Source organism: Ruegeria sp. HKCCA0370 (assembly GCF_013033705.1).
In the GTDB taxonomy this organism is placed as follows: Bacteria; Pseudomonadota; Alphaproteobacteria; order Rhodobacterales; family Rhodobacteraceae; genus Ruegeria.
The window spans coordinates 36,437-50,480 of the sequence record NZ_WQEP01000003.1; the positions used below are offsets into that span (position 1 = coordinate 36,437).

Genomic DNA, 14,044 nt, shown 5'->3' on the forward strand with positions numbered 1-14,044 from the left:
CCTCAAAGTGAGGAAGCAACGATGTGTACGCTACCTTAAAGCAATTCCGGGTTCCGCACAGAGATTCTGCTGGAATACTGCCAACGGCAGGTTTGCCTGACGACACCCCAGGGGCTCTGTCGCAAACTTTGAGCGAACCTGTTAGGCCGACGGAAGTTTTGGTAGACGCGTGCTCAAAACAGACAGGGGCAGGTCGTGACAATCTCATTCAAAGGCGCTCACTTCCCAAGGGACGTGATACTACACGCAGTGTTCTTCTATCTTCGTTATTCTGTATCCTACCGGGATCTGGAAGAAATTCTGGCTGAGCGAAGCACTTCGGTTGATCACGCGACACTGAACCGTTGGATCGTTAAATACGCCCCTCTGGTCGCCGACCGGGCGCGTCGTAAGAAGCAATGCTGCGATCGATCCTGGCGAATGGACGAAACATACGTGCGCGTCAAAGGTGAATGGGTCTACTTGTACCGCGCTGTCGACAAACACGGTAAGACCCTTGATTTCATGCTGTCAAAACGGCGGAACAAAGCTGCAGCGACTAAATTTTTCGCTCGTGCGCTCGAAGTAAACCGATTGCCCAGCAAGACTGTTATCGACAAAAGCGGCGCCAACACGGCCGGTATCAAAGCCGTCAACAAGATGTTGAAGGGCTTTGGTTGCCCGATCCCGATCCAGATGGTGAGACGGAAATTCCTAAACAACATAATTGAACAAGACCACCGATTTATTAAACGCCGGATCCGACCAATGCTCGGCTTCAAATCTTTTGAATCTGCTTCCGCTACGCTTGATGGGATTGAAGTTTCGCAGATGATCCGAAAGGGTCAGTTCGGACTCGGATTCTGTCCGTTCAAGCAGTTTGCGGAACTAGCCATCTAAAGACAGCAAATTTCAAGCGGCACTCAGACTTCAGAAAAAAGTGCGACAAAGCCCCTTCAGGCTTCTATCATTATTAGAAACTAGATATTTTGAGCCAAGCGAGAAGTCGATCGGTGAAGATGACAAATCAGAGATTCTCACCGCAAACTTGTTGCTCCCGTAGCTGCGACACACCCTAGGTTACTCAAAGTAGCCTGGGTGCGTCTTGTGAATGAACTCGATGGTTTCGTCGAGGCGGGACAGGTGTTTTCTAACAGCGGCTTGTGCTTGGTCATGGTCTCCTGCCGCCATGGCCTGTGCAATCTCTCGGTGATCGGCGAGGATGGCGTCTGCGGCACTGCCCTTTTCAAGACTGAGCATACAAAGCCGGTCAACCTTTTGCTTGGATTCTAGCATTACTTCAAATGCCATCGGATTGCCGCTGAGCACGTAGATCAGTTTGTGAAAATCATAGTCCAGAGAGTGAAACGCCGATAGATCACCATCACTGATTGCCTGCTCTTGTAAGGCGAGATTCTCTGCAAGTTTTGCTTCACGTGTTGCGTCCCAAACTTCCATTGCCCGATGGACGATCTCTAGCTCCACCGCCATTCTAACCAACCGCGCGAGAGCCACACGCTCCATAGAAAATCCTCGAACTACGGTCGCCTTTTGTGGTCGTATTAAGAGCAGATCTTCGTTGCCGAGCCTTGTGAATGCGTTGCGAACAGGTTGGCGTGATACGCCGAATCGGCTGGCTACCTCTGTTTCGGATAGCTTTGTACCGGGAAGAATTTTTAGCGAAACGATCTCGTCGTGTAGCGCTTCATAGACCGCATCGGTTGTGGTTCGTCTGACAATTTCTTCCACGGTATGTTGCTTGCGCCCTCTGTCTTAGTCACGTTTCAAATTACAGATTCACTGTTATAACATTGAAATAAAAAGAATATTCTATTTCACTTTGCTTGAGTGAACCAATATATGCCCGTCACCTATCAAATGCCCTGCGCTTTCGACTGTCAAGCAATCTGACATACTAGATGCCTACTGTTGACATAACTTGGATACTAGTGTCCCTTTAAGGGCAGCAGCGATTCTGGTTCTTGGGGGAAATCGAAAGCTACGTGGCTTACGATCTCTGAAATTCCATGAAAGCCAAATCCTGTCCAAAATTAACCGGGGAGGAGAACCCATGACTTTCACGAAATCGTTCTTTGCAACTGCGACCGCTGTGGCATTCATTGCAACGTCAGCTTCAGCCGAAAACTGGCGGGCCTGGAATATCCACAACGACGGCCATCCCAACACGGCTGCAATGGACAAGTTCGCCGAACTGGTTAACGCTGCTACAGAAGGCGAAGTTACCGTCGATGTGTTCCACGGAGGTGTTCTTGGCTCCCAACCGGATGCCCTAGAACAAGTTCGTATCGGCGCAATCGAGGTTGGTAACTTCAACCTCGGTCCCATTGGCCCAATGGTGAAAGAAGCTAACCTTGTATCGCTTCCATTCATCTTCAAAGATGTGCCGCACATGTTCCGCGTGCTGGACGGCGACGCCGGTGAGGTTGTTTCATCTGCGATGGGTGAAGCAGGCATTCTGCCACTGGCATGGTTTGATGCCGGTGCGCGTTCTTTCTACAGTCAAAAGCCGATCAACACGCCCGCAGATGTCGAAGGTCTGAAAATCCGTGTGATGAACAACGATCTTTATACATCTATGATTTCAGCTATGGGTGGTAACCCGTCGCCAATGGCCTTCTCCGAAGTTCAGCAAGCGCTGAAAACCGGCGTTGTTGATGGTGCGGAGAACAACTTCCCGTCGTTCAAGAATGTCGGTCACTATGAAGTGACCACAAATTATTCTTTGTCCGAGCACCTGATTATCCCCGAGTGCATCTGCGTGAACACGGCCAAATTCAATGCTCTGTCTCCTGAATTGCAAACCGCTGTGCGCGGTGCAGCAGAAGAAGCCGCATTGGTCCAGCGTGAGCTTTGGGCAATTGGCTCTGAACAAGCGCGTAAAGATGTTGAAGCGGCCGGCATCACCGTCAATGAAATCGCCGACAAAGGCCCATTCCAGTCTGCAATGGAATCGGTTTATGCAGACTACTTGGCTGCAAATCCTGACATGAAAGCGTTGGTAGAAATGGCGCAAGCCACTGAATAAGTTGTCTTAACAGTTCAACTTTGAGCGCCCGGCTCCGCCAATTGGATGCCGGGCGGTTTGTCTCAGAGGAAATCCAATGCAAGAGCCCGATACCCCCCCTGCCGCCATGCGCAACATGGACAGGATTCTTGATCTACTCGCACGAGTTTGCATGTTGCTGTCTGGCGTCGCCATTGTCGTTATGACAGCGATCTTTGCCTGGCTGGTGTTCGGGCGCTACGTTCTGAACAACACACCCACTTGGGTCGAGCAGGTTTCACTGCTTTTGGTCATGGTCATCGCGTTTCTCGGTGCGGCTGCGGGTGTGCACAATCACACGCACCTCTCTGTTGTCGTGTTCCGCAATATAGTCCCACCCTCTGTGCGAACGGGTTTCGTCGTGCTCACTGACGTCCTGATGGCAGGTTTCGGTGGCTTGATGTTTTGGTACGGGATCGAGCTGACAATATTCAAATGGAACACCCTGATCCCGCTCATCCAATGGTCAGAAGGCTTGCGATCCTTGCCTCTGACAATCAGCGGCGCTTTAGTGTTTCTTTTTTCCACTGGCCATTTGATCCGCCTGTTTCTGGGCCGAGACGAACGCCAAGACAACATAGATCAGGGATAGTCATGGGACTCATGATTCTGTTGGGGGTTTTTGCCCTATGTGTCATCATAGGCGCGCCAGTGGCATACGCCCTTGGTATTGCTGCATTGGCTTCCTTTTGGTTTGAAGGATTGCCGCTGTTTGTTGGATTCCAGCGTATCGTGTCGGGGATCAACGTCTTTTCCCTAATGGCGATCCCGTTCTTCATCTTTGCGGGCGAGCTTATGTTTCACGGTGGTATCGCGATCCGGTTGGTTCGGTTTGCGCAGGCCGCCGTAGGCGCTGTGCGCGGTGGACTTGGCATCGTCAATGTCTTCTCGTCCATGTTGTTTGGTGGCATTTCCGGATCGGCAATTGCCGATATCTCGGCGCTTGGGTCGATCCTGATCCCGGTGATGAAAGACAAAGGTTATGATGCCGACTATGCGGTGAACGTCACAGTGACGTCATCAATTGCCGGGATCATCATTCCGCCCAGCCACAACATGATCATCTTTGCCCTTGCAACGGGCGGTGCGGTTTCTATCTCAAAACTGTTTCTGGCTGGCGTTGTGCCCGGCGTCCTTATGTGTTGCTGCCTTGCAATTGCAGCATACGTCGTAGCGGTCAAGCGCGGCTATCAGGCCGAGCAGTTTCCAGGTTGGACCGCACTTGCCATTGCTTTTGTGGGTTCGATTCCGGGTCTATTGACGGCCGTGATCATTGTCGGAGGGGTCTTGTCAGGCGTCTTTACGGTGACTGAATCCGGCGCGTTCGGGGCAATGTATGCCTTTGTGGTGACGCTTGTAGTCTATCGCAGCCTGTCCTGGGAAAACTTCAAAACCGCCGTTATCTCTTCGGTGCGCACAACGTCTATGGTGATGATCCTGATCGCCTGCGCCGGTGCCTTTGCCTATATGCTGACGTTCAACCGGGTGCCGACAAAAACAGTCGAATTCCTGTTGGGTATCACAGAAAACCCGATCCTGATCTTGTTGATGATCAACGCTGTGCTGTTGCTCTTGGGGATGATCATGGACATGGCCGCGTTGATCCTGATCTGCACGCCGATTTTCCTGCCGGTGATGAACATGCTGGGTATCGACCCGCTGCAGTTCGGTATGATCCTTTTGGTGAACCTCGGTCTTGGTCTTTGCACGCCACCTGTCGGGACCTGTCTCTTTGTGGGGTGTGCTGTAGGAAAACTACCGATGGAGAAAGCGGTCAAAACTATTTGGCCTTTCTACCTCGCCATCTTTGCCGCGCTCATGCTGATCACTTTTGTACCGGCAATATCGCTGACGCTGCCGAACCTGATCATTGGCCCCTAAATCAAAGGAGAATGTGGTGATGCTGACAATAAGACGCCTGGACATCGATGACGCGGGCAAGTTGATCGCAGGAGCGCGAGCCAAAGCGCAGGAAATCGGCGTGCCAATGTGTATTGCCGTCACCGACGAAAGCGGCAACCTCATCGCGTTTGAGCGGATGGACGGCGGCAAGATCACCAGCATCAACCTAGCCATCGACAAGAGCTTCACCGCGGCTGGCATCCAAAAAGGTACGGACGCTCTTGGTGAAGCTAATCAGCCGGGTATGGCCGCACATGGAATATCTTCATCGTTGGGAGGGCGCATGGTGACCGTTGCAGGTGGCCTCCCTGTGACGGTTGACGGACATGTTGTCGGCGGGATCGGAGTGAGCTCGGGCTCACCAGCGCAAGATCTCGAAGTCGCGCATGCAGCGGTCACAGCGCTCTGCGAAGTCTAATTAGAAAGAGTTTAAGGAGTCAGATATGACAAAACCCGTCATCGGTTTCATCGGCCTCGGTCTCATGGGCGGCAACATGGCAGAATGCCTGCAAAACAACGGTTTCGATTTGGTTGTCATGGGCCGCAACAGGGAAGCGGTGGCCGCCACAGTCAACCGCGGCGCTGTGGAGGTTGCGACCCCACGAGAGCTTGCTGCGAACAGCGACATCGTGATGCTTTGTGTAACGACATCGGAAGTTGTCGAAAGCCTGATCTATGGCGATGACGGCATCCTGGCAGGCATAAAAAAAGGTGCTGTGGTCATTGACTTTGGGACTTCCATCCCAGCGTCCACACGAAAAATTGGCGCTGATTTGGCCGCCAAAGGTGCTGGTATGGTTGACGCACCGCTCGGACGCACGCCCATGCACGCCAAGGATGGTTTGCTGAATATCATGGCCGCGGGGGATATGGCCACCTTTGAGAAGGTGAAACCTGTCCTGGATGTACTGGGGGAAAATGTCTTTCACCTCGGCGAACTGGGTGCGGGCCATGTGACCAAGCTCATCAACAACTTTATGGGTATGACGACAGCTTGCACCATGAGCCAAGCCTTTGCTGTGGCTGAACGCTCAGGTGTAAACAAGCAGCAGCTTTTTGACATCATGTCAGCTGGGCCGTCCAATTCCCCCTTTATGCAGTTTTGTAAGAACTACGCGGTGGATGGTGTCAGCGATTTGGGGTTTTCGATTAACAACGCCAACAAGGATCTTGGTTACTTCTTGAAGCTGGCCGAGGACGTGGGCACTCGTGCCGAGATCGCTGAAGGAACCGCGAACAACCTTCAGGCAGCTGCGGACGCAGGCATGGGCGACGGCAACGTGCCGGAAATCTTCGACTATTTTGCCAAGCTTTAGCGTCAGATCCATCAGTCACGCATAGCAGCACCAATTGAACGGGAAAGAACAACCATGAGACTTCAGGGAAAGACCGCAATTGTCACGGGTGGTGGCCGCGATATCGGACGCGCCTGCGCTGTCAAACTCGCCTCCGAAGGGGTGAATGTCGCGGTGAACTACTTCGCCAGTAGTGCCGGCGCCGAGGAAACCGTAGCCGAGATCAAAAAGATCGGTGGACAGGCGTTTGCAATGCAAGGCGACCTGAACAGACCCGAAGAGGTCGATGCGTTGATCGCCAAGACGGTCGATACCTATGGCAGCCTAGACATTCTGGTGAACAATGCCGGAGGTTTGATCGCGCGCAAGAAAATCAACGAGATGTCGCTTGAACACTGGCAGGCTGTCATGGATCTCAACCTGACCAGCACGTTTCTTATGGTCAAAGCGGCACTGCTGCATATGAAATCCGGGGCCATTGTAAACATCGCCAGTCAGGCGGGCCGCGACGGTGGTGGCCCTGGTGCATCGGCTTATGCAACGTCAAAAGGCGGGGTCATGACGCTCACCCGTAGTCTTGCAAAAGAACTCGGCCCCGATATCCGTGTCAATGCAATCTGCCCAGGCATGATCGACACGGATTTCCATAATATCCATACTCCCGATGCAGGCCGTCGCGGGCTAGAAGCTGCTGCGCCGCTCAAGCGGCAAGGCCAATCTCAAGATGTTGCGAACCTCGTGGCGTTTCTGGCAAGCGAGGACTCGGCTTATCTGACCGGGACCAATGTCGATATCAATGGTGGGATGCTGTTCTCGTGACCACTGCAAAACAGGTTACCTAATTGTCGAACGCTACCGTTTGTCAAACTTCGAAGTAATGGAAACCGGAGTATGCGAATTCTAGCGATAGGTGAATGCATGGCCGAAATGGCCCCAACTGACGCGCCAAGCACGTATCAAATGGGGTTCGCCGGAGACACGTTCAATACAGCTTGGTATCTGGCCCAACTCACACCCGAAACGCCCTTGTCCTATTTTACCGCCGTCGGAGATGATGCCATATCGTCCCGGATGCTGGGTGCGATACGCGAAAGCGGAGTCAACACCCAGCAGGTGCGGATCGTGCCAAACCGTTCAGTGGAGTTGTATCTTATCACGCTAAATAACGGGGAACGTAGTTTTACCTATTGGCGCGGCCAGTCGGCCGCACGCCTATTGGCCCAAGACAAGCAAGCACTTGCCCATGCCATGACGCAATCAGATCTCATCTATTTCTCGGGCGTCACTCTGGCAATCTTGAACCCTGAGCCGCCCTTTCTTCGGTTGTTTCACTGGCACGTTCAGCCCGAAGCGGACCTTCAAAATTGAGCTTCCCAAACTCGGCAACGCGGATTTTGAAACAAGTCGCCTCAAGCCGCCCGTTAAGCTGCGCCCGTCAGCTGACAGACAATTGCTTTCCAGTAGAAAACATCCGGAAAGTTCAATGGCCGGATCGGAAAAGCGGGTCGCCTTCGATCAGCCGGACAATGCTGTCTCTATCGACGGCATTAACAATCCACAGGCCACCGACGGGCTTGGCGGTCCCGTTTGGTGCAAGTGATGCACCGTCAACAAGGATGTGAGGTTGAGCTGTAAGGTAGGTGAGGTGGTCCACAAATAATTGCTCTCGAACCGCCGACATCTCCGGTGCGTCTTCAAAAAGAACAATCAAGTGATTCATATCACTAACCTGTTTCTACATTTGTGACTTGGACCTTGTTGAATCCAATCATTTTAGAGCGTGTACTCCTGCAAGTCTTCGACAATTCCGAACGCCCCTTGAAAGACACTCTTTATGTTGTTCAAAGCAGCAGTGTGTGAGGGCTCGCTGTCCATATGCACGCGGAAATGAGTAAGCAGGAGTTGTTTGACGCCATTGCTGTGCGCGTTTGAAGCAATCTCAAATGGGGAGGGCGTCAGGTTAGCCATCATGGGATGAGCGGGCTCGCCATCCAAGCGGTAGCACCAGTGAAGCAAAAGGTCGGCGTTTTTTGCTAGAGCGGACAAGTCGTCACACAATCCAGCATCTCCCGAGTAGACAAATTTCTTGCCTTCACTTTGCACAGAGAATGCAAGGCAGGACAGAAAGGGTTGCGCGTGAGGTACTTCGCAAGACGTCAACAACCAGTCTTTGCGTTCGTACGAAAAACCCGGTTCAATCTCTTGCACCTGCGGCGTTGGCCAAGGCCGTGGCAAACTGCCTCCGCGTGCTTTCCAGACTTCTTGGCTCGGCACGAATTCTGTGCGTGCACGGAGGTCGTGCGATAAGACGCCGCCTGGGCCGAAGTACCCTTCGGTGACTTGCGCGATAGGCGGCGGACCAAACACTTTGAGGGGCGCGGCACCTTCGTCCCAAGCGGCATGTACCAGGCGCGCATAGTCCATCATGTGGTCGGTATGCAGATGCGTGAAGAAAAGGTGAGTGATGTCTGAAGGCGAGCAACCCGAGCGCAAAAGGTTGTCAAACACGCCACCCCCGCAATCAAACAGGATCACGTCATTCCCGACTTCTAGAAGGTAGCCGCTGGAGGCACGGCGAACGTAGGCTTCAGGAGAGCCAGAACCTAGAATAGTGAGCTTCATTACGTGACCCTCGGCGGCGGTGTTGCGCCGGGTGCACCGAGCTTCAAGGCAGCTTCGCGCCCCCCATATTGTGCGATCAAATCGGCCTGATCGTTAAATGCCAATGCGTCGACAGCTTCGATATCCACGTGGTGCGACATGGCCTCCTGCATTCGCAGCAGCTTATCTTTGTAACGAGGATCTGGGGCAAGATTTGTCAATTCTTCCGGATCTTCCAAAAGGTCAAACAGCTCTGGTTCGAAGCCGATATACTGGTTCAACTTCCAGCCTCCTTGGCGCAGCATGAATGCTCCGGACACGGCCCCGGCGGCGTGATATTGGCTTAGAATTGCACGGTGTAAGTGCGGGGGGGCAGCAGCGATTTCAAATAGTGACTGCCCTGCACAAGCAAAGTCCAAACAAAAGTGTGCAGGTATAGTGGCAGAAAGGTCCAGAAGGCTGACTGGCGTTTCACAAATACCGATGGGCACATTCGGCCCGGCCATGATCATCGGGATTGCAACGCTCTCTTCATAGAGATTGGATTTTCCCCAAAGCCCACGTGCGCCAACATTGTCGCCATGGTCGGACGTATATACAACTACTGTGTCATCAGCCATGCCGCTTGCTTGCAAAACATTCAAGATTCGACCCACATTGCTGTCCAGCCAGCTCGTAAGACCGAAATAGGCCGACATGGCTGCAAGCCGTTCTTCTTCGCTGTCGAAGCGGTTTTCGCTATCCATCATAGCATTTTGTTTTTCTACCCATGGGTGACGGACGTGGCCTTGATTTGGGTGGAGTTTCGCTGGAGGAAGGATATCGGACGGGTACATTTCGAAGAACTCTTGAGGACAGACCAAGGGGAAATGCGGTGCGACAAGACCAACGTATAGACACCATGGTTGGTCGTCGTCTTCTTCCGCTCGGTTCAAAAGCCATTCTTCGCTTCGCTTTGTGACCGCTGCATCATACTCTGTATACTTACTTTGACCTGGACCAATATACTCGCCAAGCATACGAGGTTTCGCACTCACGCGCTCATCCTCGCGCCTGATCGAAGCCCAAACCATGCCAACGCCGTCTGCCACCATCATAGGCAAATGCTCAGTGTCGAAACCCGCTGGGTCCTCCGGCGCACGGTAGTGTAGCTTGCCAATACTTTCGACAGGAATGCCTCCTCTTTGTAAGGCATGACCCCAGCCCTTTATCTGACCGGTATAAGGCATTGCATTGTCCCAGAGCCGTGTGACATGGACAGGTTGGCCAGTCGCAAAACTCGCGCGCGCAGGGACACAGATCGGGCACGGGGTATAGGCGTTACTAAAGCGGGTTCCTCGAGCCGCCAGTGCATCCAGATTTGGGGTTTGCACAAATGGGTGTTCGGCACATCCCATGGCACGCGCTTGATGTTCGTCCGACATGATCACCAGAAAATTTGTCATGACGTTTCCTTTTCGAAGTCCTGCGTCGCAGCTTCGATACGTTTGAGCACTTCTATGAAGTTTCTACGTTCTTTAGCCGTAAACTGTGCATTCAAGGCGGATTGGCGGCTCCGCATTCTCGGCAGTGCTTTTTCGTAAAGTTGGCGTCCTTTCGGGGTGATATGTAGGACGGACGATCTGCTATCCGATTCGCTTTCCCGCACGGATAGCAGGCCTTCCTTTTCCATGATTTTTATTGTGCGGCTGAGTTGGCTTTTATCCATAAGAAGGCGGCGAACGATCTGATGTGGCGCCAGCGGACCAACGCTTATAAGCATTACCAATACCCGCCATTGCACCTGAGAGAGCCCCGCAGTTTCCTTAAGGATTTTGGAAGCTTGGGCATTCAATTGAGCATAAACCCGCGACAGACGCAGAGTGATCATCTGCTCTAAAGGTTCCTCATAGGGACCTAGATGGTGGTCATTGTCCATTTTCATAAATCACCCTTCACTTGCCTGATGGTAGGGGGAGTTTGGTTGACACGTCAACCGATTTTAGTTGACAGGTCAACTTATTTCCGGCGATGCTTGGTGGATCGCGTTAGGGAGGAAACGCTATGAATAAAGCACTTAAGACCATCGCTGTTACTGCTCTTGGTTTGGCGCTGGCCGTATCCGCGCAGGCCGAGGACTGGGTACCACCCGGACCCATTAAGCTGATGATCGCATTTGCGGCAGGGGGTGGAGCTGACACCCAGGCCAGATTAATCGCGGAAGATCTTGAAGCGGCTACCGGATGGGAATTCATTCCCGAGCAAGTGACTGGCAAGGGCGGGATGAACCTTGCGATGGCAATTAAGGATATGCCGAACGACGGATCCGTGATTGGCATGGTCGTGACGGAAACACTTGGGTACAACATGCGGGCGGCAGACGCGGGCGTTGGCCCATCGGATTTCACCGGCATCACCACCACGGCCGGGTTCCAAATGGGGGTTGTGTCACTTTCGTCTAAAGGCTGGAATAGTTTTGAGGACGTAGTAGCCGCGGCTAATGCCGGTGAAGAACTCCGTTTTGGTGTTATGAGCCCACGTCTAGCCGATCTGGCGTATCTGCTAGGCAAAGCGCAAGGCGTAGACTTCAACATTGTTTCGGTCAAAGGCGGTCGCGCAGTTATGAATGGCGTCAACGCGGGCGACATGGATCTAGGTTTCATGGCAGGTATCCAGGGCAAGGGTGTGGCGGCCGGTGACCTAGTCAATCTGGCATCGGCGCTGTCCGAACCGCTGAAACAGACGCCAGATGCACCGACCTTTGCGGATCTTGGCGTTGAGTTCGACTCTGACGGTGCCTTTGTTTTTGTAGGTCCAGCCGGTATGGACACAACGGTACGTGATGCATTGGCTACCGCTATTGGAACCGCGATTTCGACCGAAGGAACAAAGTCGAACGCGATGATCACTAAGGCATTTGGTGGGCCATTGATCCAGAATGGCGACGAATTGCAACAGCGTTTGCAAGCCGAATATGACAAGGCGGGTGAGTTGCTGGAAGCTGCATCTGAATAATCAATCTGCCCCGCTTTTGGGTGGGGCAGTCATACTTCGCCACCAGTCATCGTGGATCAAAGAGACAGGCGAATGTCCCCTGAGAAAGCAACAAATCGCGCCTTGGCATTTGGTGCCATTGTGGTCGCGCTGTTTATCGCCCTTGTGTGGGTTCCCATGGATACGGATACCGGGCTGATTGAAAAAGTGCGCCGTCAAGTATCCATCGGAGACGCCTTCGCGCCTACGTTGGCAGCGGTTTTTATCGGTGTTGGGGGGATGCTTTTGGCTATTCAGCGGCTATCGGAAATGGACGGACGCTTGCGCATTGCCAACTTAAGGTTTCTTGCCACGTTACTAGTGCTGCTTTTGGTGTGTTTTGCCATCATGCGCTGGACAGGTCCAGCAGCAGTAGCTCTGACTGGTGCAGGTGAAAACTATGCATCTTTGCGCACAACCGCTCCTTGGAACATAGTCGGATATTTTTTCGGTGGAACCGTGATGATTGCTGCGCTCATCGCAATGATTGAGGGGCATTCCTCCTTTCGCGCGTTTTTGATTGGTGTGGTCTCGACCACTCTTTTGATCCTACTCTATGACGTGCCATTTGACGATCTTTTACTGCCGCCCAACGGGGACGTTTGATGGAGGTTTGGACCTACATCCAACTTGGTGTCGCGGCGGTGTTTCACGGGCCAGACCTCTTTTCGATTGCTGGATTTGGTGTTCCGGTGACCCCGATGATGGTGCTGTTCGGCTTCTTATTGGGCATTGCAGTGGGAGCAACTCCGGGTTTGGCAGGGCCGATGGCGATGGCAATTTCACTGCCTATTTTGATTTCAATCTTCGGCTTTTCTCCTGATGCGCTATTGCCCGTAATGGGCTTTTTGATAGGGATCATGAAAGGGGCCACGATTGGCGGCGCAGTGCCAGCGATTCTGTTCAATACACCCGGCACACCAGATGCATTCATGACCACACTTGACGGTTATCCGATGACGCAGGCTGGCAAGGCACGCAAGGCCTTAAAAATCGCGCACGTGAGTTCGGCATCAGGGGACACTTTCTCGGATATTGTGTTGATCCTGTGCGCGCCGTTTTTAGCTGTGCTTGTAGAAGCTTATCTGGATTTGCCTGAGAAAACCGCGCTGTTGGTCTTGTCGCTTGCCTTCATTGCTTCGGTAATAGGGGACTCCGTCGGCAAAGGGCTGATTTCAATGGGGCTCGGACTGTTGGCGGTTTACATCGGCACGGGTGAAGACTTCTATCCGCGCCTTACAATGGGGACGCAGACGCTGGCGCAAGGATTTCCAGTTGCGACCGCAATTCTTGGCGTATTAATCCTTGGCGAGGTCTTTAAGTCTATTGAGGACCTTTGGTATGACCACCGCCACACCCAAAAGCGGCTGACTTACAATGAAATCGGTGACCAGCATTTGCGTCGCTCTGATCTTCGCCGCATCACACCTTATATCGCTCGTTCTGCCGTCATCGGCACAGCCATTGGGGCATTGCCCGGCGTTGGGAGCACTTTGGCCGCGACGCTCGGTTTTACAACTGGAAGTCGGCGTCACGCCAAAAAGTCACCCGACGAAACGCAGTTTGGTAAAGGCGCGCCAGAGGGCATTGCATCGACTGAGGCAGCTAACAGTTCGGTTTCCGGGGCAAACCTTATTCCGGTTCTCAGCCTCGGCATTCCTGGAAATGCCGCAGCAGTTTTTTTGATACTCGCCGCTGACAGTATTGGCGGCTTTAACCCCGGCCCTTCGGTTTTCAAGTTTACCACAGGCGGAATTAACCCAGAACTGGTCATGGCCTTTGGTCTTTTCACGATCATGATGCTCGCAAACCTCTTCAATTGGACAATCGGAGGCGGGTTTATGCGGGTCGTGGGGTACATGATCCGCATCCCAAAACACATGCTGCTGCCCGTTGTGCTGTTGCTGACGTTTACAGCGATCTATGTCCAAGAGGCACGCATGTCGGCGATCTGGTTCGCGGTTGGATTTGGAGTGCTGGGGTATCTAATGCGCCGTGTGGGTATGTCGCCCTTACCTTTCGTGATTGCTTTTATTCTTGGCGGCAACCTCGAAGAAACTGCGCGCCAGGCCTTTGCCGCAACCGGCGGTGATGCATGGTTCCTGTTCAATAATCCCATAGCCGCAGCATTTATGGCGCTGGCTGTTGTCGTTGTTTTTTTCTCTAGTCTTTCCCGCAAGGAGGCCTAACG

Annotated in this window: 16 protein-coding genes; 11 read left to right on the forward strand and 5 right to left on the reverse strand. The window is 52.9% G+C overall.

The genetic code is table 11. The features are described 5' to 3' along the window. The first annotated feature begins 195 nt into the window (after positions 1-195). Positions 196-879, forward strand: coding sequence for an IS6 family transposase (locus GOW31_RS08850; RefSeq protein WP_171169382.1), 684 nt, complete (start codon positions 196-198; stop codon positions 877-879). Between the two features lie 180 nt (positions 880-1,059). On the opposite strand, the gene GOW31_RS22255 is transcribed toward GOW31_RS08850, so the two are convergent. Continuing rightward, entirely contained in the window at positions 1,060-1,728 is a 669-nt protein-coding gene (locus GOW31_RS22255; protein WP_171169384.1) for a GntR family transcriptional regulator, read from the reverse strand. A gap of 322 nt (positions 1,729-2,050) precedes the next feature. On the opposite strand from GOW31_RS22255, the gene GOW31_RS08860 reads away from it, so the two are divergent. The 7 genes from GOW31_RS08860 to GOW31_RS08890 all read left to right on the forward strand — a co-directional run bounded on the left by GOW31_RS08860 (position 2,051) and on the right by GOW31_RS08890 (position 7,608). Next, complete coding sequence (locus GOW31_RS08860; protein WP_171169386.1) at positions 2,051-3,025, forward strand: TRAP transporter substrate-binding protein; 975 nt, start codon at positions 2,051-2,053, stop codon at positions 3,023-3,025. Between the two features lie 76 nt (positions 3,026-3,101). Further along, complete coding sequence (locus tag GOW31_RS08865; RefSeq protein WP_171117756.1) at positions 3,102-3,635, forward strand: TRAP transporter small permease; 534 nt, start codon at positions 3,102-3,104, stop codon at positions 3,633-3,635. A gap of 2 nt (positions 3,636-3,637) precedes the next feature. Further along, positions 3,638-4,924: a TRAP transporter large permease gene (locus GOW31_RS08870; RefSeq protein ID WP_058272447.1), complete on the forward strand. Its 1,287-nt coding sequence runs from the start codon at positions 3,638-3,640 to the stop codon at positions 4,922-4,924. Between the two features lie 19 nt (positions 4,925-4,943). Then, complete coding sequence (locus GOW31_RS08875) at positions 4,944-5,363, forward strand: heme-binding protein (protein WP_171117758.1); 420 nt, start codon at positions 4,944-4,946, stop codon at positions 5,361-5,363. 25 nt (positions 5,364-5,388) lie between these two features. Further along, positions 5,389-6,261 (forward strand): NAD(P)-dependent oxidoreductase, encoded by an 873-nt coding sequence (locus GOW31_RS08880; protein ID WP_171117760.1) that lies wholly within the window; start codon positions 5,389-5,391, stop codon positions 6,259-6,261. Between the two features lie 54 nt (positions 6,262-6,315). Continuing rightward, the gene (locus GOW31_RS08885; RefSeq protein WP_171169388.1) at positions 6,316-7,059 is read left to right on the forward strand and encodes an SDR family NAD(P)-dependent oxidoreductase; all 744 of its coding nucleotides are present in this window, start codon (positions 6,316-6,318) and stop codon (positions 7,057-7,059) included. Between the two features lie 72 nt (positions 7,060-7,131). Then, positions 7,132-7,608, forward strand: coding sequence for a PfkB family carbohydrate kinase (locus GOW31_RS08890; RefSeq protein WP_171169390.1), 477 nt, complete (start codon positions 7,132-7,134; stop codon positions 7,606-7,608). A 112-nt stretch (positions 7,609-7,720) separates the two neighbouring features. On the opposite strand, the gene GOW31_RS08895 is transcribed toward GOW31_RS08890, so the two are convergent. From GOW31_RS08895 to GOW31_RS08910, 4 genes are read right to left on the reverse strand one after another with little or no spacing between them, the layout of a single operon-like run. Then, complete coding sequence (locus tag GOW31_RS08895; protein ID WP_171169392.1) at positions 7,721-7,960, reverse strand: YciI family protein; 240 nt, start codon at positions 7,958-7,960, stop codon at positions 7,721-7,723. Positions 7,961-8,013: 53 nt separating this feature from the next. Continuing rightward, positions 8,014-8,862, reverse strand: a complete 849-nt coding sequence (locus GOW31_RS08900; protein WP_171169394.1) for an MBL fold metallo-hydrolase — start codon at positions 8,860-8,862, stop codon at positions 8,014-8,016. Further along, positions 8,862-10,286, reverse strand: a complete 1,425-nt coding sequence (locus GOW31_RS08905; protein WP_171169396.1) for a sulfatase-like hydrolase/transferase — start codon at positions 10,284-10,286, stop codon at positions 8,862-8,864. Before GOW31_RS08905 ends, GOW31_RS08900 begins: the two co-directional genes overlap by 1 nt. Continuing rightward, on the reverse strand, positions 10,283-10,765 hold the full coding sequence (locus tag GOW31_RS08910) for a MarR family winged helix-turn-helix transcriptional regulator (protein WP_171169398.1): 483 nt from the start codon (positions 10,763-10,765) through the stop codon (positions 10,283-10,285). Before GOW31_RS08910 ends, GOW31_RS08905 begins: the two co-directional genes overlap by 4 nt. A gap of 119 nt (positions 10,766-10,884) precedes the next feature. Here GOW31_RS08910 and GOW31_RS08915 point away from each other — a divergent pair, with 119 nt between their 5' ends. The 3 genes from GOW31_RS08915 (at position 10,885) to GOW31_RS08925 (ending at position 14,042) form a co-directional block, all read left to right on the forward strand. Then, complete coding sequence (locus GOW31_RS08915) at positions 10,885-11,835, forward strand: tripartite tricarboxylate transporter substrate binding protein (RefSeq protein ID WP_171169400.1); 951 nt, start codon at positions 10,885-10,887, stop codon at positions 11,833-11,835. Positions 11,836-11,907: 72 nt separating this feature from the next. After that, positions 11,908-12,459 (forward strand): hypothetical protein, encoded by a 552-nt coding sequence (locus tag GOW31_RS08920; protein WP_171169402.1) that lies wholly within the window; start codon positions 11,908-11,910, stop codon positions 12,457-12,459. Further along, positions 12,459-14,042, forward strand: a complete 1,584-nt coding sequence (locus GOW31_RS08925) for a tripartite tricarboxylate transporter permease (protein ID WP_171169404.1) — start codon at positions 12,459-12,461, stop codon at positions 14,040-14,042. Before GOW31_RS08920 ends, GOW31_RS08925 begins: the two co-directional genes overlap by 1 nt. Positions 14,043-14,044: the final 2 nt, after the last annotated feature.

Excerpts from the sequence above, each read along its gene's own strand:
- GOW31_RS08920 (WP_171169402.1), top strand. The coding sequence starts at position 11,908 with ATGTCCCCTGAGAAAGCAACAAATCGCGCCTTGGCATTTGGTGCCATT.
- GOW31_RS08885 (WP_171169388.1), top strand. The coding sequence starts at position 6,316 with ATGAGACTTCAGGGAAAGACCGCAATTGTCACGGGTGGTGGCCGCGAT.
- GOW31_RS08895 (WP_171169392.1), bottom strand. The coding sequence starts at position 7,960 with ATGAATCACTTGATTGTTCTTTTTGAAGACGCACCGGAGATGTCGGCG.
- GOW31_RS08925 (WP_171169404.1), top strand. The coding sequence starts at position 12,459 with ATGGAGGTTTGGACCTACATCCAACTTGGTGTCGCGGCGGTGTTTCAC.
- GOW31_RS08900 (WP_171169394.1), bottom strand. The coding sequence starts at position 8,862 with ATGAAGCTCACTATTCTAGGTTCTGGCTCTCCTGAAGCCTACGTTCGC.
- GOW31_RS08905 (WP_171169396.1), bottom strand. The coding sequence starts at position 10,286 with ATGACAAATTTTCTGGTGATCATGTCGGACGAACATCAAGCGCGTGCC.
- GOW31_RS08910 (WP_171169398.1), bottom strand. The coding sequence starts at position 10,765 with ATGAAAATGGACAATGACCACCATCTAGGTCCCTATGAGGAACCTTTA.
- GOW31_RS08870 (WP_058272447.1), top strand. The coding sequence starts at position 3,638 with ATGGGACTCATGATTCTGTTGGGGGTTTTTGCCCTATGTGTCATCATA.
- GOW31_RS08880 (WP_171117760.1), top strand. The coding sequence starts at position 5,389 with ATGACAAAACCCGTCATCGGTTTCATCGGCCTCGGTCTCATGGGCGGC.
- GOW31_RS08860 (WP_171169386.1), top strand. The coding sequence starts at position 2,051 with ATGACTTTCACGAAATCGTTCTTTGCAACTGCGACCGCTGTGGCATTC.
- GOW31_RS08915 (WP_171169400.1), top strand. The coding sequence starts at position 10,885 with ATGAATAAAGCACTTAAGACCATCGCTGTTACTGCTCTTGGTTTGGCG.
- GOW31_RS08890 (WP_171169390.1), top strand. The coding sequence starts at position 7,132 with ATGCGAATTCTAGCGATAGGTGAATGCATGGCCGAAATGGCCCCAACT.
- GOW31_RS08875 (WP_171117758.1), top strand. The coding sequence starts at position 4,944 with ATGCTGACAATAAGACGCCTGGACATCGATGACGCGGGCAAGTTGATC.
- GOW31_RS08865 (WP_171117756.1), top strand. The coding sequence starts at position 3,102 with ATGCAAGAGCCCGATACCCCCCCTGCCGCCATGCGCAACATGGACAGG.